Consider the following 18,265-nt stretch of genomic DNA (forward strand, 5'->3'; position numbering starts at 1 on the left):
GCGGCAGCTTTCCTCTGTATCGGCCGTGGAAAATCTGACTTGAAGGACAGGACGTGGCGTTGGTCGGAGGGTGCGAACCGAGGTCCGCACGATTGCTTCAGTTTTAATCGCCGTCGGCGTAATGGATGCCAAAGTCGTGTCGCCCCGGCGCGAGGTGTGGCTTGAGCGTGAGCGCCGGGATCTCGTAATCGCCGGCATTCTGTCGACGAAACGGCAGTGGCGGATCGGTGAAGAGGTTATCCAGCCGCGTCGCATATTCAGCGCACAACTGGTCGAACCGCACAGCATCGACCTTGCCGGTTTTATAGATCGGGAAAGGCGGCAGAACTGTAAACCCGGGGTAAAACAGCACCCCGTGCTGTATCGGAAAGAGCACGTCATTCAACGCACCGTTCACCCCGCGTTCGCTGTAGTGAGACTCCCATCCGCCCATAGTGACCGTGAGCATCGCGCGCTTCCCCGCCATCCGGCCCTCGCCGTAGCGATCCCCCCAATGGCGTTCGCTGTGCTCGCCCACACCGTAGGCAAAACCATAGGCATACACCCGCTCGACCCAGCCCTTGAGGATCGCTGGCATCGAAAACCACCACAGTGGAAACTGGAACACCACGGCATCAGCCCACTGCAACTTGGCTTGCTCAGTCTCGATGTCCTGTGGCTGGACGCCGGCGGCAAACACTCGGTGTGACTCAATGGCGGGGTTGAAAGGCGTACTGGGGTCGTAACCGGGGGCGTCGTCAGGGTCGAGCGCCGCCTTCCACTTCATTTTGTAGAGATCCGATACTTCAACTTCATGGCCAGCCGCCTTGAGATGGGCGATCGCAAAGTCCCTCAGCGATCCATTGAGAGAGCGAGATTCAGGGTGGGCGTAGATCAGCAGTATGTTCACAAGAGGCTCCGGATGGGATGGATGCCTCACCGTAGCGGCGATCGCGCTATGCTAGAAATGAATTCCTGAAACAGCTGGTATTTGCATGCACTATATCTTGCGCCATCTGGACCTCAATCTGCTTCTCACGCTGGATGTCTTGCTGGCTGAGCTGAATGTCACGCGCGCGGCACGCGTCCTCAACCTATCGCAGCCGACTGTCAGCCTGCAGCTGGGCAGGCTCAGGGAGATGCTGGCCGATCCTCTGCTGTTGCCAGGCCCACGAGGCATGCTGCCCACGGAACGCGCCCGCGAATTGCGCAACCCGTTGAGCGAAGCGCTGGCAGCCTTGAACAGCGCATTGAGCCCTGCTGATGCATTTGACCCCGGATCTTCAAATCAAACCTGGAAAGTAGCCGCCAGCGACTACGCCACTACCGCCCTTGTCTGGCCGTCGCTGCGACGGATCAGGAGCATCGCGCCGAACACTCGGTTGGCGCTTCTGAACAAGCACCCTCTCGACCTTGCCAGTGACCTGGAAGGCGGTCGTCTCGATCTCGCTCTGCACACTCGCGACGAAGCTCCGCCGAAGCTGCGTCAACGCTCGTTAGTCCACGAACGCTACGTCCTGGCCGGACGGAAAGGGCACTCTGCCTTCCAGTCAAAGCTGACCCTCAAAGCATTTTGCGCCCTTGACCACGCCATCATGTCCCCCAACGGCGCAGGCTTTACTGGCACTACCGATCAAGCATTGGCGATCAAAGGTCTGCAACGCCGGGTCGTGTTGTCGGTGCCCAATTTCAACTCACTCATTTCAGCCCTGACCCACAGTGACCTGGTGGCAGTCGTGCCACAGAGGATGGTGCAAGATGAGCCTGCGTTGCATGTTCAGGATCCTCCTCTGGTTATTCCCGGATTTGAAATGTTGATGCTGTGGCCAGAGCGCCTGCATCGCGATCCTGCGCACATGTGGCTGCGGGACCTCATTGCTTCGACGGTTGAAAAGACTTCCTGCCCGCCGCACTGACGCTGAGCTCTGCATCAGTCATGGACAATCCAAAAAATGACGCGGAGCTATCAAAACGATGCCACTGGCACGTACCTTGGGTAGACATTTTCAAGTAAACGCCCTTCAAGCTGAGCCATCGAGGAAAGTCCATTTGTCAGCAAAGCCCCTTACTGCCCGTGAAACCTGTCAGGTCCTGCGTGACATCGCCCTCGGCATTCGGGTGATGCGTCGGGTGGACAGCAACGCTCAAGTCGACGTCAACAGCGGTCTGATGACCGTCGAGGCTGACGGCTGGCTGATCACGTTTTACAAAGAGGACCACGCGCTGGACCACTGCGACCGCTGCCTCAGCCCCGAAGGCCGTCTCTACATGTTTGATGCCTGCCAACGCTACGGCACTGATCCGCTTGAGCTGCTGAGCACTTGGGAACTCGGTCAGCTGGAAACGCTGCTCTCCGGTATCTAAGCGAACGCTCATACACCGCGCGTCAAAAGAAACGGCCTCGGCCCCATAGCGTGGGACGATGGAACCAAAGCGGATCAGGTGCCACACACGCGGTATAAAGTCCAAAGCGGGTGGCGTATGTCGACGAAAGTAAGTGGGCCTGTTGATCAGCTCTTCGGCTTGCATAACAGCGATTTTGGCTCGCCCCGAGGGCGTTTCGCTGATCAACGGCAAGCGGGCGGAGGCATCGATTTTGGTGCGTCGCCCGGTGCCGGCGCGCCGTCGGTGAACTTCGGCGGACCCTCGCCGCACCACAGTGACAGCCGAGTGAATGCCAGCGAGCGCGCGGCCAATCCCACCGATCAGGACCTCGCTGCATCGGTACGTAATCTGGTCGAGCAAATCATGCAGGCGCTCGCACAGTTCATGCAGCAAAGTCGGGGCGATACGGGCGCATCTTCCCCTGGCGGTGGCAGCCCGCAAGGCAAGTCAGCGGCAGTCTCGGCACCTGGTCAGCCGATGGCAGCGAACCCTGTGTCCCAACAGCCGGCAGCAACGCCAGGGGTAACCCAACCGCCATCGTCCCCTCCTCATGCCTCCACACCTGCGCCGGACACTTTGTCCGCCTCCAAGCCCGCAACTGCGCCTGAGTCCGTAGGCAAGCCTGGCGCTGTGGCGGACGCCGCCACCGCTGGCAGCGGGCCTTACTCGCTCAATATCACCAATACTCAAGACCACGCGATAAAGATTGGCCAGTTCGACAAAAATGAAAAACGGGTAGGCGAACTGTCACTGGAACCTGGGCAGAAGGGGACCATGAAGTACGAGGCAGACACGACGGGCCTGCTCAAACAGGCCGACGCGGACGGCAACTACAAGCCTGATGCAAGCCGCCTGGAGTTCTACAACGGCTTCATCAATACCAGCGACATCGATGGCCGCAACGCAGCGATCCATGCGACCGACGGCAAAGGGTTTGAGGTCGGTGACAAGCAAAGTATTGCTGACAAGGCACCTGACAGCATCACATCTGTGGACTCCGCCGGGAATAAAACCATCGCCGGATGGTATGACGGGTCCACGGAGAAGATGAGACAGGGAGGCGATTTCCTGACCAAAGCACTGGGCACTGGAATGACCTATCAGCATCCGAATGACGACACCTTGGGCCAGGGCAATAACCCTATGCGGCACACTGACTCGATGTCCTTGGACGTGGTTTTCGGGAAGGCGTGAGATGAACGCGAGGGGCGCTGAGTTATTGAGTCAGGCCCGGCCACTGCTTTCAGGCAGGCAAAAAAAATCTGGAAATCCGCATTTTCATGGGCCTTCCAGATTTTCGAAATGGTGGGTCGTGTGGGAGTCGAACGTACGACGAGGTGGTTAAAGACAGTGTCCGTAAGACTCTCCCAAGCCCTGTGACATAACGTGCTTAGCCCACGGCATTCGGCAACGCAGCCCCTAATGAATCCACATTAACTGCGACTGACCCGCTCCGCCTGGGCCGGCGCTTTGTGACCCAGGCGTATCAGCTCGTTGGAGAAACACAAACCAACGATGATCAGTGCTGCTCCCAGATAAAGGCTCTCGCGCGGTATTTCATTGAGGACGACAAATGCCAGCAGTGCCGCGAAGAGCGGTTCGGTCAGTTCAAGCGCTTGCACCTGAGATGGCTTGAGGTATTCGATGGCCTTGGTCGTGCAGAAAAAGCCGAGGATGGTCGGCAGCGCTGCCAGCGCCAGCAGTGCGGCAATAGCCGTCGATGACAGCTCGCCTATCACGAAGCCATCGGCGGCGGCAGGCATCAGCAGGTACAGGCTGCCGAAGAAGAGCAGTTGACGAGTGAGATGCAAGCCTCCTGAAACGCCCATTTTTTTCATCGCAACTGAAAACGCTCCATAGCCACAGCCTGCGACGGAGGCCAGCGCTGCGCCTTGCAGAGTGAAACCCTGCTGCAAATCACCGCCGAATATCACTGCGATCCCTGAAATGGCAAGTGCGGCACCCACGGTTGCGTTTGCAGTGATGGCATCCTTCAGTAACAGGCGCCCCAGAATGATCGACGAGATTGAAGCACTGGCCATGAGTACGACGACGACACCCGCCGCAGCGTAATGTCGGTAGGCAGAAGTCTCGAAATGGAACAGCACGAAAATGCCAAGGAACGCGCAGATCGCTGCCTGACGCCATTTGGCGGCTGATGTCGGACGCTTGAGGAAAAGCAGCACGATCGAGAGCAGGATGCACCCCAGTATCGTTTTGATGACGGCTACGCTGCTGGAAGTGAAGCCGTTGCCCATGAGTACCTTGCTGAGCACCCCAATGGTTGCGTTCAGTGCGGCGGCTGAGAGCGCGAAGCTAACGCCTTTCCTGAAATTAGATTGCATTGATGTCGTTCCCTGTCACTGGTGTGTCGTCCGAGAAGATGATGGCCCATATTGAAGGGGCGAGATTCAAGGGCGTGAAGATCCCGCCAAAGCCCACGGTGTACGCAGGCTGAAGGAGCAACGGCGACTCCTGCGCAGATATGGATCCAACAATCATTACTGATGTCGTCATGACAGCGCAACCGCGAAGGCATGCCTAACTCTCACTGGGTCGACGGTTAGGTAAGTCTTGCTGTGATCAAGGCAGGAAGGGATTGTAGGTGGGGTCAGGGAGACAATGCGCAGCCGACGGCCGGTGGTGAAGTCTGCGCGTGACTAACCTGAGGCTTGATGGCTCCGCAGGGATACCGCACGTCTGCGACTTCCAGCAAGGGCAGCTGAGCTGTCCGCATGTCGCTGGTAGGGGTGAGCCACAAAAGCATCACGTCGGCCTTCGGTGGACGGCCAGTCACGGATGCGCGAATTAGGTGCTTGAATTACCCACTGGTAGGGATATGGGTCGTTTGAACAAGCTGCAGTCGCCTGGCGAACAGCGAAACTGAGGGAATAATCATGCCCAGTTCCCATTGCATCGCCTCAGCTCGCAGCTTTACTCGCGCCCCACTGCCTTTCAGACGGGCAAAAAAAAATCCGGAAATCCGCATTTTCATGGGCCTTCCAGATTTTCGAAATGGTGGGTCGTGTGGGATTCGAACCTACGACCAATTGGTTAAAAGCCAACTGCTCTACCAACTGAGCTAACGACCCGCTTCGTTGTGGCGCGTATATTACTGATATTTCACAGTAATTCAACACCCAAGCGAAAATAATTTAAAAATAACGCGTTGGGTCCGTCACGCCAGCCGCCGCGAAGCCTTCAGCGCGCAACCGGCAGCTGTCGCATTTTCCGCACGCACGCCCCTGGTCGTCGGCCTGATAGCAGGAAACCGTCAATGCGTAATCCACCCCCAGACGCGTACCGGTTTTGACGATATCGGCCTTGCTTAGCATCTGCAGCGGCGCCTGTATCGTGAAGCCCTCACCTTCGACACCAGCCTTTGTGGCGAGATTGGCCATGCGCTCGAACGACTCGACGAACTCCGGACGGCAATCCGGGTAGCCGGAGTAATCCACGGCGTTGACGCCAATGAAGATGTCCCGGGCACCGAGCACTTCCGCCCAGCCCAGTGCCAGCGAAAGGAAAACCGTATTGCGCGCCGGCACGTACGTCACCGGAATGCCCTCGCCCGGCGTCTCCGGCACCGCGATGCTGCTGTCGGTCAGCGCGGAACCGCCAATGCCATTGAGGTTAAGGCCGATGACCTTGTGTTCGACCACGCCCATATCAGCGGCTACACGCTCCGCCGCCTGCAGCTCGGCACGGTGCCGTTGGCCGTAGTCAAAACTCATCGTGTAGCAGCTGAAGCCATCAGCCTTGGCCATCGCCACCACGGTGGCGGAGTCCAGCCCGCCGGACAGCAGGATTACCGCTCTTTTCTCAGTCATCGATTGCTCACTCATTCAGCGCCCCGGCTCGTCGTTCCAGAGGATTTTATGCAGCTGCAACTGCAGACGCACCGGGAGGTTGTCGGCAACGATCCAGTCAGCCAGGTCTCTGACGTTGAGATCGCGGTGGACAGGGGAAAACAGAACTTCGCCGGCGCGCCGGTCCAGACCGTACTGAATGATCTTCGAGACGGCCCAGTCGTAATCTTCCCGCGAACAAATGACGAATTTGATCTGGTCGTTAGGCGTGAGCAGCTCGATATTTTCGTATCGATTGCGAGCCACCTCTTTTGAACCCGGGGTTTTCAGGTCGACGACACGACTCACGCGGGGATCGACCTTCGAGATGTCCAGCGCGCCGCTGGTTTCCAGAGAAACCTCGTAGCCCGCGTCACACAGCCGCTGAAGCAAAGGAATGGCGTTCGGCTGAGCAAGGGGCTCGCCGCCTGTGACGCAGACGTAGCGAGGGCGGTAGCTGGCAACCTGCTCCATCAATGAGTCGAGGGTCTGGATCGTTCCGCCAGTGAAGGCATATTCGCTGTCGCAGTAACCGCAACGCAAAGGGCAGCCGGTGAGACGCACGAAAACGGTAGGCAAGCCTGCGGTTCGTGTTTCACCCTGAAGAGAGTAGAAAACTTCGGTGATGCGTAATGTGTCTTGCATAGGGGCCACGGGCGTAACGGCTAAACAGGCCATCCGCCTCCGTCAGGCACTTCTGTGCACCCTGCACACGCAGAATCCACAGAAGCGTAATCAATACCGGAATTTCGGGGGCGGAATTCTAACGAAGAAAGCCGCGCAATGCGCGGCTTTCTTGAATCAGCGGTCAGATCGAGTAGCAATCAGAGACGCTGGAGGTCCCGCTGAGCCAGCTGAGCGGCTGAGGTGCCCGGATACTGAGCAACGACTTGCTGAAGGATACCCTTCACTTTGTCGGTGTGACCCAGGCGACGTTCGACGTCCGCCAGCTTGTAAAGGGAGTCAGGCACTTTGGCGTGCTTTGGGTAGAGCTGACTGACCTTTGCAAAGGCCTGACCGGCACCTTGAAGGTCGCCTTTGGCCAGGTTCACTTCGCCCAACCAGTATTGGGCATTGCCCGCGTACTGGCTGTTCGGGTATTTGCGCAGGAATGCCGCAAAGGCCTGACTGGCCTTGTCGAAATCCTTCGCTTTGATCAAGTCGAAAGCAGCGTCGTAGTAGAGCTTTTCTTTCGCTGGGTCACCGGGCTCGCTGCTCGCCTGGGGCGCTTGAGCGGCTTGTGACGCGGGTGCTCCGCCGGCGCTGGTGCCGCCGTCGGAAGCAGAATTGTTGGCAGCTGATGGGGCAGATGCGCCGCCAGTTCCGATACGGGAGTCGAGATCTTTGTAGCGATCCAGCGCTTCTTGCTTCATCTGCTGGATATCGTTCTGCTGGACTTCCACTATTCCGCGCAAGCGCGAAATTTCGTCCTGCATTTGCTGCAATTGCATGAACAGCTGACCTTGCGCCGAAGGCGCGGCCGTAGCCGCACCTCCGGCGTAGGCGCCAGACGTACCATAACCCGATGGCGGATAACTGCTACCAGCAGAGCCAGAGTTGTCATCGACCACAGGAACCGCACCCATCGCTGCAAGAGGAAGGGTGAGAGCCAAAACGGTTAAAGCACGTCGGCACGTTCGCATGTCAAATTACTTACGCAGTTCGACGCGACGGTTTTGAGCCCACGATTGCTCGTCGTTACCGGTAGCAACTGGACGCTCTTCACCGTAGGAAACGAGTTCCAGCTGAGCTGGCGAAACGCCTTGCAGAACCAGGTAGCGTTGAACGGCTTTCGCACGACGCTCGCCCAGTGCCAGGTTGTATTCGCGAGTACCGCGTTCGTCGGTGTTGCCTTCCAGAACTACGCGAGCGCCGTTGGCTTTCAGGTCTTTGGCGTGAACGTCCAGAGCGCGCATGGCTTCTGGTTTCAGGTCAGAACTGTCGTATTCGAAGTAGAAAGTAGTGATAGCGCGCAGAGCAGCTTCTTCGCTCAGGCTGCCATCAACAGCGCCAGAGTTAGCGCCGTAACCAGCGTTAGGATCTACAGCAGCGCCGCCAGCACCGGCATTGTCGCCGCCTTTGGACGAGCAACCTACAGCTACGGCCATGGCCAGAGCCAGCGCAGCAAATTTACCAAACTTCAGCATTTCCATCGTAAAACTCCTAATGAACCCCAAGTGTGTTAAGTACAACGTAAAGCGCCGCGTCAGTTCAGGTAAGGGGACCAGGAAGGTTCTCTGACTTCGCCTTGAGCGGTAGGAAGCGGGAGCCTTACGCGTCCATTAATGGACACGAGCATCAAGACTCCCCGGCCCTGCTGGCGGGTGGCGTAGATTACCATGGTGCCGTTAGGCGCAACAGTAGGCGACTCATCAAGGTTGCTGTCTGTGAGGATTTTTACGCTACCGCGCTGCAAATCCTGAGCCGCCACCTTGAAGTTAGTGAAGCCATCTTGACGATGGATCATCACCAGAGTCTTTTCATCCGCCGATAACTTAGGGTTGGCATTGTAGTTACCGATGAAAGTAACGCGCTCTGCCCCTCCGCCATTAATATTGGTTTTATAGATTTGTGGCTTGCCGCCGCGGTCCGACGTGAAATAAAGCGTGGAGCCGTCTTTACCGAAGAACGGTTCTGTATCAATGGAAGAATCGTTGGTCACTCGCGACAATTGACGCGATGCCAGATTCATCACATAGATTTCCGGGTTGCCATCTTTCGACAAGACCATGGCCAGCTTAGTGCCGTCCGGTGACCACGCAGGCGCGCCGTTCAGGCCTTCGAAGTTGGTGATCTGCTCGCGGCGACCGGTGTCGATGTGCTGAACGAAAATGCGCGGACGCTTCTGCTCAAACGACACATAGGCAATACGCTTGCCGTCCGGCGCAAAGCGAGGCGACAGGATCGGCTCGCGGGATTGCAGCAACGTCACAGCGCGGGCGCCGTCGTAGTCCGAGCGCTGCAGCGTGTAGCGAGTGTTGTCAGTCGAGAAACGCTCGGCAGTCACGTACAACATACGGGTCGAAAACGCACCCTTGATGCCGGTCAGTTTCTCGAACGACTGGTCAGCGATGTAGTGCGACATATCACGCAGCTGGTCGGTGGTGCCCGAAACGTTGCCGGTCAGAACCTGCTGCTCGGTGGCCACGTTGAACAGCGCGTACTGAACCTGAAGGCGACCGCCGGAAGGAACAATGCTACCGACCATCACGTACTGTGCGCCCAGTGCTTTCCAGTCACGGAAGATGACTTCGCTGGCCTGGCTTGGCTGGCTGATCATGTTTTCCTTTGGAATCGGCGAGTAGTAGCCCGAGTTCTGCAGGTCGTTGCCAATGATCTTGGCCATGTCTTCCGGCAGCACGCTGCCGCCCTGCAAGCCAAACGGTACGACCGCGATAGGCGTGGCGCGGTCACTGCCGCTTGTTACCAGAATGTTCTTTTCGTCGGCAGCGGCAAAACCCGCTGCGCAACACAGAACGACAAGCATTCCTCGAAGAAGGTTAATCACAAGGCTAGGTCCTCAGGTGTGAATGTCATCTTGAATGAACGGTAAGGCGCGAAGTCCGAAGGCTTCATCCCCTGCATCTCTGTCAAACGACCAATATTCTTGACCGCCGCTACTGCTGAACTGTCGAAAGGACCATCGCCGCTGGACTTGCTCACGTTGACCGAAGTCACGGTGCCGTCCGGCAACATGTTGATCTGCAGGACGACCGTCATGCCCTTGCGAGCAGAAGGTGGACGTGCCCAGCCTTCAGCGGCTCGAGAGCGAATCAGGTCATCGAAGCTGCCAGCCACTTCATCGCCACGCTCATCGGCCAGCGCCTGCTGGCGTTCCGGCTTATCGGAAAGCAGGTCGGCCAGTGCTTGCGCCTTCTTGTCTTCCGCCGATTTGCGGGCTGCGTCCTGGGCCTTCTTCTTCGCGTCCTCGGCCGACTTCTTCTTGGCATCCTCAGCCGCTTTCTTCTTCGCGTCTTCAGCAGCCTTTTTCTTGGCGTCGTCCGCAGCCTGCTTCTTCGCGTCCTCGGCAGCCTGTTTCTTGGCTTCCTCGGCGGCCGCACGCTTGGCGTCTTCCTCGGCTTTCTTCTTCGCGTCGTCTTCGGCTTTCTTCTTGGCTATATCAGCCAATTGTTTCTCTTCGGCGGTTTTCTTCGCGTCATCCGCTTTTTTGGCTTCGGCTTTCTTGGCGTCTTCCGCAGCCTTTTTAGCGTCATCGGCTTTTTTGGCGTCGTCAGCTTTCTTCGCTTCCTCGGCCTTTTGCTCTTCGGCTTTTTGAGCGGCATCGGCTTTCTTTTGTTCCGCCGCCTTCACCGCCTCTTGCTCAACTTTTTTCTGCTCCATCTGCTCGACTTCGGTTTGTCGCGCAGCGGATTTCTTCGCCTCACCGGCAAGCTTCTGGTTGGTCTGGGTGGTTGCCTGACTTTTTGATTTCAACTGATAGAGCGTGGCCTGAACAATCGGCCTGGCTTCAGGAAGCTCAGGCGTCATTGCGAAGCTGACGAACAACAAACCAAAAATCAGGACGTGCAGTCCTACCGCCCAGACGGACGGCCAGAAGTAGCTTTCCGAGGCGGACGGCTCTCGAATCGGCTGCATCAGGGGGCCTCGGTAATCAAACCAACGTTCCCGACCCCGGCCTTCTGCAACCCGCCCATCGTGCCCATGACGGCGCCGTAGTCGACCGTCTTGTCCCCACGGATGAACACTTGAGTCTGCTTGCCAGCGTCACGGCCGGCAGCAATGATTTTGGTCACTGCGCTGGTCAGTTGCGGCAAGGTCATCGCCTTGTCCATTTGCTTGTCGGTGTCGACTTCGCTGCCAAGGTTCCAGTAATAGGTCTTGTCAGCCTTGATCGAGATCGTCAGGACCTGATTGTTGTTGTCCTGCGGCAAAGCCTCGCTGGAGACCTTGGGCAGATCAACTTTCACGCCCTGGTTGATCATCGGAGCCGTCACCATGAAGATGACCAGCAGCACCAGCATCACGTCGATGTAAGGCACCACGTTCATTTCGGCGACCGGCTTGCGCTTGTTGCGTCGGCCGCGAGCGATTAAAGCCATTGGGAAATACCTGCTTATTCTTCGCTGGTGTGCACTTTACGGTGCAGGATCGCCTGGAACTCGTCGGCGAATGTGTAGTAGCGACCGATCAGGTTCTCGCCACGAGCGGCGAAGCGGTTGTAAGCGATGACCGCAGGGATCGCTGCGAACAGGCCGATAGCGGTGGCGATCAGTGCTTCGGCGATACCCGGTGCAACCGTGGCCAGAGTGGCTTGCTGCGCAGTGGCCAGACCGCGGAAGGAGTTCATGATGCCCCACACGGTACCGAACAGACCGATGTACGGGCTGGTGGAACCGACGGTTGCCAGAAACGGCAGGCTCTGCTCGAGCTTTTCTTCTTCACGGGAGATGGCAACGCGCATGGCACGGGCAACACCTTCCATCACCGCATCCGGATCGACGCCGGCCTGCTGACGCAGACGGGAAAACTCCTTGAAGCCCGCGCGGAAGATCTGCTCTACGCCGGAGTCAGGGTCCGGGTTGCTGCCAGCCTGACGGTAGAGCTTGGACAGATCGATGCCTGACCAGAAGCGCTCCTCGAAGCTGTCCAAGGCCTTACGCCCGGCGCGCAGCATGGCGCTGCGCTGAAAAATCATGATCCACGAGGTGACCGAGGCGGCCACCAGGATCAGCATTACCAACTGCACAACCACGCTGGCATTGCTGACCAAACTCCACATGGAGGAATGGTCGACGACGTTAGCTTCCACGCTGTATCTCCTGCTCTGAATGTGTACCCGCGCCGCCCTGCCCGGCAAAGGCCGTGCGCAGAGCTTCGGGAATGGCCCGGGGTTTCAAACTGTCGGCGCGCACACACGCCACCAAAAACTGCCCTTCGCAGAGCAGCACATCATCCGCAGCCCGCCTGACCTGTTGCGCAAAGCGCAGGCTGGCGCGGTTCAATTCGATTACTTCGGCGCTGATCAGCAGTTCGTCGTCCAGCCGCGCGGGCTTGTGGTACCGAGCCTCGCTTGAATGCACGACGAACAACAGGTTCTCGACACCCGCCATTGCGGATTGGGCAAAGCCCAGTTCCCGCAGTCGCTCGGTTCGAGCCCGCTCCATGAATTTCAGGTAATTGACGTAGTAAACGATGCCGCCGGCATCGGTGTCCTCGTAATAAACGCGACAACGATGTGCGAACGACTGAGCCCCGTTTTGCGCGCGCATACTCTAGTGCTTACTCCTCAGGTTGCCAATCCGGCCAGGCAACTGTTTTTCATCGTTTTTACTGCCTGTGCCACATCACTTTGCGGTGACTGCCCGTCAGACCACCAAACACCCGAATAAATCGGTTGGTTGTGCATTTATTCGTCAGGGTCTTCGACCGGTTCATCCAGCACCGCACGGTCGCCCAGGCGCGAAGGAATGTTCAGACCGAAGTGCAGATACGCATGCCGCGTGACCATGCGACCGCGAGGTGTGCGCATCATATAGCCTTGCTGAATCAAATAGGGCTCCAGCACATCTTCAATTGTGTGTCGTTCTTCGCTGATGGCCGCCGCAAGGTTGTCCACCCCGACCGGCCCGCCGTCGAACTTCTCGATCATCGTCAGCAGCAAGCGCCGATCCTGGTGATCGAATCCGCGCTCGTCGACGTCCAGCAGGTTCAGCGCGAGGTCCGCAATGGCCTTGGTGATCTCACCCTTGGCGCGTACTTCGGCGAAATCCCTCACCCGACGCAGCAGCCGATTGGCGATCCGCGGCGTACCCCGTGCACGACGGGCAATCTCGAATGCGCCTTCGTCCTCGATGTACAGCCCGAGAATTTTCGCCGAGCGAGACACAATCGTGGCCAGATCCGCAGTGCTGTAGAACTCAAGACGCTGCACGATACCGAAGCGGTCACGCAGCGGGTTGGTCAGCATGCCTGCGCGAGTCGTCGCGCCGACCAGTGTGAACGGCGGCAGATCAAGCTTGATGGAGCGCGCCGCAGGGCCCTCACCGATCATGATGTCCAGCTGGAAATCTTCCATCGCCGGGTACAGCACTTCCTCAACGATGGGTGACAGACGGTGGATTTCATCGATGAACAGCACGTCGTGGGGCTCAAGATTGGTGAGAATCGCCGCCAGATCACCCGGCCGTTCAAGCACGGGGCCCGAGGTGCTCTTGATCGAAACGCCCATTTCCTGGGCGATGATATGCGCCAGTGTGGTTTTACCCAGGCCCGGCGGACCGAAGATCAGCGTGTGATCCAGCGCTTCACTGCGCCCGCGTGCCGCTTGAATGAACAGTTCCATCTGCTCACGCACGGTGGGCTGACCAATGTAATCGGCCAGGCTCAGCGGCCGAATCGCACGGTCCAGTTGCTCGTCACGGTCACGCCCGGTCGCGGCGATCAGACGGTCGGCGTCTATCACTTACAGCATCCCCTTCAGTGCGCGGCGAATGAGGTCTTCGCTGCTGAGATTCTTGTCTTTTATCGCGGTCACCGCTTTGCTCGCTTCCTGGGGCTTGTAGCCCAGGGAAATCAACGCGCTGACAGCATCCGACTCGGCCGTTGCCACTGGAATCGGCGCGCCCGGCCCGTCCGACACGAGCGCGAAGGTACCAGGCAACGAATCCCACGCCTTGAAGCGATCCTTCAGCTCAACCAGCAACCGCTCGGCGGTCTTCTTGCCAACGCCCGGGACGCGGGTCAGCGCGGAGGTGTCCTGCGCCTGCACACAACGCACCAACTCGTCCACTTCCAGCGTCGACATCAGGGCCAGCGCCAGCTTAGGCCCGACGCCGTTCAGGCGAATCAGCTCGCGAAACATCTCGCGGTCACGCTTTTCGTAGAAACCGAACAGCAGGTGCGCGTCTTCGCGGACCACCAGGTGGATATGCAGCGTCACGATTTCGCCCAGATGAGGCAGGCGATACAGCGTGGTCATGGGCACTTCGACCTCGTAACCCACGCCGTTGACATCCAGTACCAGATGCGGCGGCTGCTTCTCGACCAACGTACCGCGTAGACGTCCAATCACGAATCAAATCCTTTCCAGATGCCCATCGCCAGGACGGGCCGTACTAACGCGAATAATGCCATCACAGCCGCAGACGTCCGCCACGGCTGCGCGCCGTATTGAGGCCGTGAGGGATGAGGCTGGATCGGGTATGCGCGTGACACATGGCGATTGCCAGTGCATCCGACGCATCCACCTGAGGCTTGGTGGTCAGCTTGAGCAGGTGCATGACCATCATCATCACCTGATCCTTGTTGGCGCCGCCTGTTCCGGCGACGGCCTGCTTGACCTGAGTCGCGGTGTACTCGGCGATCTCCAGTCCTTCTTCGGCACCCGCAACAATCGCCGCACCGCGGGCCTGACCCAGCTTCAAGGCCGAGTCCGGGTTGCGCGCCATGAACACTTTTTCGATGCCCATCGTCACCGGGCCGTACGTCTGGATGACTTCGCGCACGCCGCGATACACGATCTGCAGCCGCTCATGGAGCAAGCCTGTGCCCGTGCGAATGCAGCCCGAGGCCACGTACTCGCAGCCGCGCCCGGTATCACGCACCACGCCAAACCCGGTAATTCTTGAACCGGGGTCGATACCTAAAATAAGAGTCATAACGCCTGCAGCTTGAGAGGTAACGCGAACAATTGGACGCAGCATAAAGGCAGAAGCCGGAGGCCGATAGCGTTGATCATCAACGCTTCGTGCGCTCCGGCCTCAAGTTCCGAACGGGCAAAGGATCAGCCGAGCTGCTCCAGCACCTCGTCCGGGATTTCAGCGTTGGAATAGACGTTCTGCACGTCATCCAGGTCTTCCAGCATATCGATCAGCTTGAGGACCTTTTCCGCCATGTCCAGATCGAGCACCGCACTGGTGGTCGGCTGCATCACGATTTCCGCATCGGCGGGCGTGAAACCAGCGGCTTCCAGCGCGTTGCGCACGGCATAGAAACTGGAGAACGAAGTGAACACGTCAATAGAGCCATCTTCGTGGGTGACCACGTCGTCAGCATCCGCTTCCATCGCAGCTTCGATCAGCGCGTCTTCATCTACGCCCGGCGCGAAGGAAATCTGCCCCTTGCGCTCGAACAGATAAGACACCGAGCCGTCAGTCCCCAGGTTGCCGCCGCACTTGCTGAACGCATGACGCACGGCAGCCGCGGTCCGGTTGCGGTTATCGGTCATGGTTTCGACCATGACCGCAACGCCGCCGGGGCCGTAGCCTTCGTAACCCAGTTCGACCATGTCATCGGCATCGGCGGCGCCGGCACCACGAGCGATGGCGCGGTCGATGATGTCGCGACTCATGTTCGCGCCAAGAGCCTTGTCCTGGGCCAGACGTAGCCGCGGGTTCGACGCCGGATCACCGCCGCCCTGACGGGCAGCGACGGTCAGCTCGCGAATCCACTTGGTGAAGATCTTGCCTTTCTTGGCATCCTGACGCTCTTTGCGGTGCTTGATGTTCGCCCACTTGGAATGACCAGCCATAACACGCTCCAAACCTTGAAACACGCACGCCCGCGCTTGATCGCTCAAACGCAGACGCTTCACTCGAATCTTTGCCCGAAATGGGCGAGGCTCAGGGCGGACCGAATGGTCGGTCCGCCGAGCCCATGCCTAAAAGGCCGACACGGCTTACTCGGCCTTCGGCGTCTCGCGCAGGCGGATGTGCAGCTCGCGCAGTGCCTTGGCATCAACCACGCCTGGTGCCTGGGTCATCACGTCCGCAGCGCTCTGGGTTTTCGGGAAGGCAATGACTTCACGAATGGACTGAGCGCCGGTCATCAGCATGACCAGACGGTCCAGACCGAACGCCAGACCACCGTGGGGCGGCGCGCCGTACTTCAGTGCGTCGAGCAGGAAGCCGAACTTCTCCTGCTGCTCGTCTTCGGAAATGCCCAGCAGACGGAACACGGCCTGCTGCATTTCCTTGCGGTGGATACGGATCGAACCGCCGCCCAACTCAGTGCCGTTCAGCACCATGTCGTACGCGCGGGACAACGCGGTGGCAGGGTTGGCTTCGAGCTCTTCAGGCGAGCATTTCGGCGCGGTGAACGGGTGGTGCAGCGCGGAGAAGCTGCCGTCGTCGTTTTCCTCGAACATCGGGAAATCAACGACCCACATCGGCGCCCATTCACGGGTGAGCAGGTTCAGGTCGTGGCCCAGCTTGATGCGCAGGGCGCCCAGTGCCTCGCTGACGATTTTGAATTTGTCGGCGCCGAAGAACACGATGTCGCCGTCCACTGCGCCCACGCGATCGAGGATCACGTTGAGGTTGGCTTCCGGGATGTTCTTGACGATCGGCGACTGCAGGCCTTCGACGCCCTTGGCGCGCTCGTTGACCTTGATGTAGGCCAGGCCTTTGGCGCCGTAGATGCCGACGAACTTGGTGTACTCGTCGATCTTGCTGCGCGGCATGCTTGCGCCGCCGGGAACGCGCAGCGCCGTGACACGGCACTTCGGATCGTTGGCAGGACCGCTGAACACTTTGAAATCCACGGCCTGAAGCTGATCGGCAACGTCAACCAGTTCCAGCGGGTTACGCAGGTCTGGTTTGTCCGAGCCATAGCGGCGCATGGCTTCTTCGAAGGTCATGTGGGGGAAGTCATCGAACTCCACATCCAGCACTTCCTTGAAGAGCTTGCGGACCATGGTCTCGGTGATGCCCATGATGTCGGCTTCATTAAGGAAGCTGGTCTCGATGTCAATCTGAGTGAATTCAGGCTGACGGTCGGCACGCAGGTCTTCGTCGCGGAAGCACTTGGCGATCTGGTAGTAACGGTCGAAACCGGCAACCATCAGCAGCTGTTTGAACAGCTGGGGCGATTGCGGCAGGGCGAAGAAGCTGCCTGGGTGGGTACGGCTTGGCACCAGATAGTCGCGAGCGCCTTCGGGCGTGGCGCGAGTGAGGATCGGCGTCTCGACATCGAGGAAGCCGTTGCCGTCCAGAAAGCCACGGATGCTGGAGGTGATGCGCGAGCGAAGACGCAACTTTTCAGCCATCTCCGGACGACGCAGGTCAATGAAGCGATACCGCAGGCGGGTTTCTTCGCCGACGTCGGAGTATTCGTTGAGCGGGAACGGCGGGGTTTCCGACTCGTTGAGCACTTCCAGCTCATAGCCCAGCACTTCGATCGCGCCCGACGCCATGTTCGGGTTGACGGCGCCGGCAGGACGCGCACGTACCTTGCCGGTCAGCTTGACCACGTATTCGCTGCGAACACGGTCGGCGATGGCGAAGGTGTCAGCACGATCCGGATCGAAAACCACCTGGGCCAGACCTTCACGATCGCGAATGTCGAGGAAAATCACCCCCCCGTGGTCGCGACGGCGATGGACCCATCCGCAAAGGGTAATTTCCTGACCTTCCAGGCTCTCGTTCAGTTGGCCGCAATAATGGCTGCGCATCATGATCGTGTGTTCACTTCTCGTAATTCGGAATTCGATGGAGCTTTCGCCCGTCGCCGGTGCAAGGGTGCGCAAGCTTTGGCATGTAGTCCGACCTGACGGTCAGTTCCTGCCTTCCACAGTAAGGCGGGGGATTATATAGGGATAATCATCGCTGTGCAGCCGCGCAGCCCGATACCGGGCAAGAAGATGTCGGCGCGCGGCGCGGATGCCGCGGTGCCACCAGCGAATGCAGGCCCGCCGCAACGGGCCCGCTGAAATCAGGTCATGTCGGGGACGGCGTCAACCGCAGGCCCTCGGCACTCAATACGTGCGCCACGCACACGACGCGGATCAGGCCGCTGAAATTCTTGACGCCGCCGTAGCGCAGGTGAACCTCGCGATCCACGTAGGACAGCACGGCGTTGATGGAGCAATCATTGAAACGTGCCATTTCGGACAGAATATTCCAGTACACCTCCTCAAGTCGCAGGCATGTGGCCAGCCCATTTAGCCTCACCGATCTGGCGTGCGGCTGGGCCAGGCTCATGTTGAAATTTTCGATAAACGGGTCGCCCCGGGCGTTCAGACAATGGGTGGGTTCCCACCCCTCTCGGGCAGTATTCAGGTTCATGCAGGTCCCCCATGTTGCGATCACGGATAG

21 protein-coding genes and 1 tRNA gene are annotated in these 18,265 nt (G+C 58.8%); 3 read left to right on the forward strand and 19 right to left on the reverse strand.

What is annotated here, in order from left to right:
- Positions 1-103 precede the first annotated feature (103 nt).
- Positions 104-889, reverse strand: coding sequence for an NAD(P)H-dependent oxidoreductase (locus AC3ISG_RS18955; protein ID WP_489297701.1), 786 nt, complete (start codon positions 887-889; stop codon positions 104-106).
- A gap of 85 nt (positions 890-974) precedes the next feature.
- On the opposite strand from AC3ISG_RS18955, the gene AC3ISG_RS18960 reads away from it, so the two are divergent.
- The 3 genes from AC3ISG_RS18960 (at position 975) to AC3ISG_RS18970 (ending at position 3,558) form a co-directional block, all read left to right on the forward strand.
- Entirely contained in the window at positions 975-1,895 is a 921-nt protein-coding gene (locus tag AC3ISG_RS18960) for a LysR family transcriptional regulator (protein ID WP_489297702.1), read from the forward strand.
- Positions 1,896-2,028: 133 nt separating this feature from the next.
- Entirely contained in the window at positions 2,029-2,343 is a 315-nt protein-coding gene (locus tag AC3ISG_RS18965) for a DUF7693 family protein (protein WP_489297703.1), read from the forward strand.
- Positions 2,344-2,460: 117 nt separating this feature from the next.
- On the forward strand, positions 2,461-3,558 hold the full coding sequence (locus AC3ISG_RS18970) for a hypothetical protein (protein WP_489297704.1): 1,098 nt from the start codon (positions 2,461-2,463) through the stop codon (positions 3,556-3,558).
- Between the two features lie 239 nt (positions 3,559-3,797).
- On the opposite strand, the gene AC3ISG_RS18975 is transcribed toward AC3ISG_RS18970, so the two are convergent.
- The 18 genes from AC3ISG_RS18975 to AC3ISG_RS19060 all read right to left on the reverse strand — a co-directional run bounded on the left by AC3ISG_RS18975 (position 3,798) and on the right by AC3ISG_RS19060 (position 18,235).
- Complete coding sequence (locus AC3ISG_RS18975) at positions 3,798-4,709, reverse strand: DMT family transporter (RefSeq protein ID WP_489297705.1); 912 nt, start codon at positions 4,707-4,709, stop codon at positions 3,798-3,800.
- A gap of 476 nt (positions 4,710-5,185) precedes the next feature.
- Positions 5,186-5,359: a hypothetical protein gene (locus AC3ISG_RS18980; protein ID WP_489297706.1), complete on the reverse strand. Its 174-nt coding sequence runs from the start codon at positions 5,357-5,359 to the stop codon at positions 5,186-5,188.
- A gap of 21 nt (positions 5,360-5,380) precedes the next feature.
- Positions 5,381-5,456, reverse strand: a tRNA-Lys gene (locus AC3ISG_RS18985).
- 63 nt (positions 5,457-5,519) lie between these two features.
- Entirely contained in the window at positions 5,520-6,194 is a 675-nt protein-coding gene (queC, locus tag AC3ISG_RS18990; RefSeq protein ID WP_163022021.1) for a 7-cyano-7-deazaguanine synthase QueC, read from the reverse strand.
- Between the two features lie 15 nt (positions 6,195-6,209).
- Positions 6,210-6,857, reverse strand: coding sequence for a 7-carboxy-7-deazaguanine synthase QueE (gene queE, locus AC3ISG_RS18995; RefSeq protein WP_108120958.1), 648 nt, complete (start codon positions 6,855-6,857; stop codon positions 6,210-6,212).
- Positions 6,858-7,036: 179 nt separating this feature from the next.
- Complete coding sequence (ybgF, locus tag AC3ISG_RS19000; protein WP_489297707.1) at positions 7,037-7,855, reverse strand: tol-pal system protein YbgF; 819 nt, start codon at positions 7,853-7,855, stop codon at positions 7,037-7,039.
- 6 nt (positions 7,856-7,861) lie between these two features.
- Complete coding sequence (pal, locus tag AC3ISG_RS19005; RefSeq protein WP_065989719.1) at positions 7,862-8,365, reverse strand: peptidoglycan-associated lipoprotein Pal; 504 nt, start codon at positions 8,363-8,365, stop codon at positions 7,862-7,864.
- A 53-nt stretch (positions 8,366-8,418) separates the two neighbouring features.
- Positions 8,419-9,699: a Tol-Pal system beta propeller repeat protein TolB gene (gene tolB / locus AC3ISG_RS19010; RefSeq protein ID WP_175514218.1), complete on the reverse strand. Its 1,281-nt coding sequence runs from the start codon at positions 9,697-9,699 to the stop codon at positions 8,419-8,421.
- 17 nt (positions 9,700-9,716) lie between these two features.
- Positions 9,717-10,808, reverse strand: coding sequence for a cell envelope integrity protein TolA (gene tolA, locus AC3ISG_RS19015; RefSeq protein ID WP_272633372.1), 1,092 nt, complete (start codon positions 10,806-10,808; stop codon positions 9,717-9,719).
- Positions 10,808-11,272 (reverse strand): protein TolR, encoded by a 465-nt coding sequence (gene tolR / locus AC3ISG_RS19020; RefSeq protein WP_037014073.1) that lies wholly within the window; start codon positions 11,270-11,272, stop codon positions 10,808-10,810. The genes tolA and tolR overlap by 1 nt, the downstream gene beginning before the upstream one ends.
- 14 nt (positions 11,273-11,286) lie before the next feature.
- Positions 11,287-11,982: a protein TolQ gene (tolQ, locus tag AC3ISG_RS19025; protein ID WP_122537415.1), complete on the reverse strand. Its 696-nt coding sequence runs from the start codon at positions 11,980-11,982 to the stop codon at positions 11,287-11,289.
- On the reverse strand, positions 11,972-12,442 hold the full coding sequence (gene ybgC / locus AC3ISG_RS19030; RefSeq protein ID WP_489297708.1) for a tol-pal system-associated acyl-CoA thioesterase: 471 nt from the start codon (positions 12,440-12,442) through the stop codon (positions 11,972-11,974). The genes tolQ and ybgC overlap by 11 nt, the downstream gene beginning before the upstream one ends.
- A gap of 137 nt (positions 12,443-12,579) precedes the next feature.
- Positions 12,580-13,635, reverse strand: coding sequence for a Holliday junction branch migration DNA helicase RuvB (gene ruvB / locus AC3ISG_RS19035; RefSeq protein WP_122537413.1), 1,056 nt, complete (start codon positions 13,633-13,635; stop codon positions 12,580-12,582).
- Positions 13,636-14,244, reverse strand: a complete 609-nt coding sequence (gene ruvA, locus AC3ISG_RS19040) for a Holliday junction branch migration protein RuvA (protein ID WP_122537412.1) — start codon at positions 14,242-14,244, stop codon at positions 13,636-13,638. It lies immediately after the preceding gene.
- Positions 14,245-14,305: 61 nt separating this feature from the next.
- Positions 14,306-14,830 (reverse strand): crossover junction endodeoxyribonuclease RuvC, encoded by a 525-nt coding sequence (gene ruvC / locus AC3ISG_RS19045; protein ID WP_065989739.1) that lies wholly within the window; start codon positions 14,828-14,830, stop codon positions 14,306-14,308.
- A gap of 125 nt (positions 14,831-14,955) precedes the next feature.
- Positions 14,956-15,702 (reverse strand): YebC/PmpR family DNA-binding transcriptional regulator, encoded by a 747-nt coding sequence (locus AC3ISG_RS19050; protein WP_065989740.1) that lies wholly within the window; start codon positions 15,700-15,702, stop codon positions 14,956-14,958.
- 147 nt (positions 15,703-15,849) lie between these two features.
- Positions 15,850-17,625, reverse strand: coding sequence for an aspartate--tRNA ligase (gene aspS, locus AC3ISG_RS19055; protein ID WP_122623042.1), 1,776 nt, complete (start codon positions 17,623-17,625; stop codon positions 15,850-15,852).
- A 262-nt stretch (positions 17,626-17,887) separates the two neighbouring features.
- Positions 17,888-18,235 (reverse strand): ribbon-helix-helix domain-containing protein, encoded by a 348-nt coding sequence (locus AC3ISG_RS19060; RefSeq protein ID WP_122537410.1) that lies wholly within the window; start codon positions 18,233-18,235, stop codon positions 17,888-17,890.
- Positions 18,236-18,265: the final 30 nt, after the last annotated feature.

Source organism: Pseudomonas sp. GL_135 (assembly GCF_057834665.1).

Excerpts from the sequence above, each read along its gene's own strand:
- AC3ISG_RS18970 (WP_489297704.1), top strand. The coding sequence starts at position 2,461 with ATGTCGACGAAAGTAAGTGGGCCTGTTGATCAGCTCTTCGGCTTGCAT.
- AC3ISG_RS18975 (WP_489297705.1), bottom strand. The coding sequence starts at position 4,709 with ATGCAATCTAATTTCAGGAAAGGCGTTAGCTTCGCGCTCTCAGCCGCC.
- AC3ISG_RS19050 (WP_065989740.1), bottom strand. The coding sequence starts at position 15,702 with ATGGCTGGTCATTCCAAGTGGGCGAACATCAAGCACCGCAAAGAGCGT.
- AC3ISG_RS18980 (WP_489297706.1), bottom strand. The coding sequence starts at position 5,359 with ATGAAAATGCGGATTTCCGGATTTTTTTTTGCCCGTCTGAAAGGCAGT.
- queC (WP_163022021.1), bottom strand. The coding sequence starts at position 6,194 with ATGACTGAGAAAAGAGCGGTAATCCTGCTGTCCGGCGGGCTGGACTCC.
- ruvC (WP_065989739.1), bottom strand. The coding sequence starts at position 14,830 with ATGACTCTTATTTTAGGTATCGACCCCGGTTCAAGAATTACCGGGTTT.
- tolR (WP_037014073.1), bottom strand. The coding sequence starts at position 11,272 with ATGGCTTTAATCGCTCGCGGCCGACGCAACAAGCGCAAGCCGGTCGCC.
- ybgC (WP_489297708.1), bottom strand. The coding sequence starts at position 12,442 with ATGCGCGCGCAAAACGGGGCTCAGTCGTTCGCACATCGTTGTCGCGTT.
- AC3ISG_RS18960 (WP_489297702.1), top strand. The coding sequence starts at position 975 with ATGCACTATATCTTGCGCCATCTGGACCTCAATCTGCTTCTCACGCTG.
- AC3ISG_RS19060 (WP_122537410.1), bottom strand. The coding sequence starts at position 18,235 with ATGAACCTGAATACTGCCCGAGAGGGGTGGGAACCCACCCATTGTCTG.
- tolB (WP_175514218.1), bottom strand. The coding sequence starts at position 9,699 with ATGCTTGTCGTTCTGTGTTGCGCAGCGGGTTTTGCCGCTGCCGACGAA.
- ybgF (WP_489297707.1), bottom strand. The coding sequence starts at position 7,855 with ATGCGAACGTGCCGACGTGCTTTAACCGTTTTGGCTCTCACCCTTCCT.
- pal (WP_065989719.1), bottom strand. The coding sequence starts at position 8,365 with ATGGAAATGCTGAAGTTTGGTAAATTTGCTGCGCTGGCTCTGGCCATG.
- tolA (WP_272633372.1), bottom strand. The coding sequence starts at position 10,808 with ATGCAGCCGATTCGAGAGCCGTCCGCCTCGGAAAGCTACTTCTGGCCG.
- queE (WP_108120958.1), bottom strand. The coding sequence starts at position 6,857 with ATGCAAGACACATTACGCATCACCGAAGTTTTCTACTCTCTTCAGGGT.
- aspS (WP_122623042.1), bottom strand. The coding sequence starts at position 17,625 with ATGATGCGCAGCCATTATTGCGGCCAACTGAACGAGAGCCTGGAAGGT.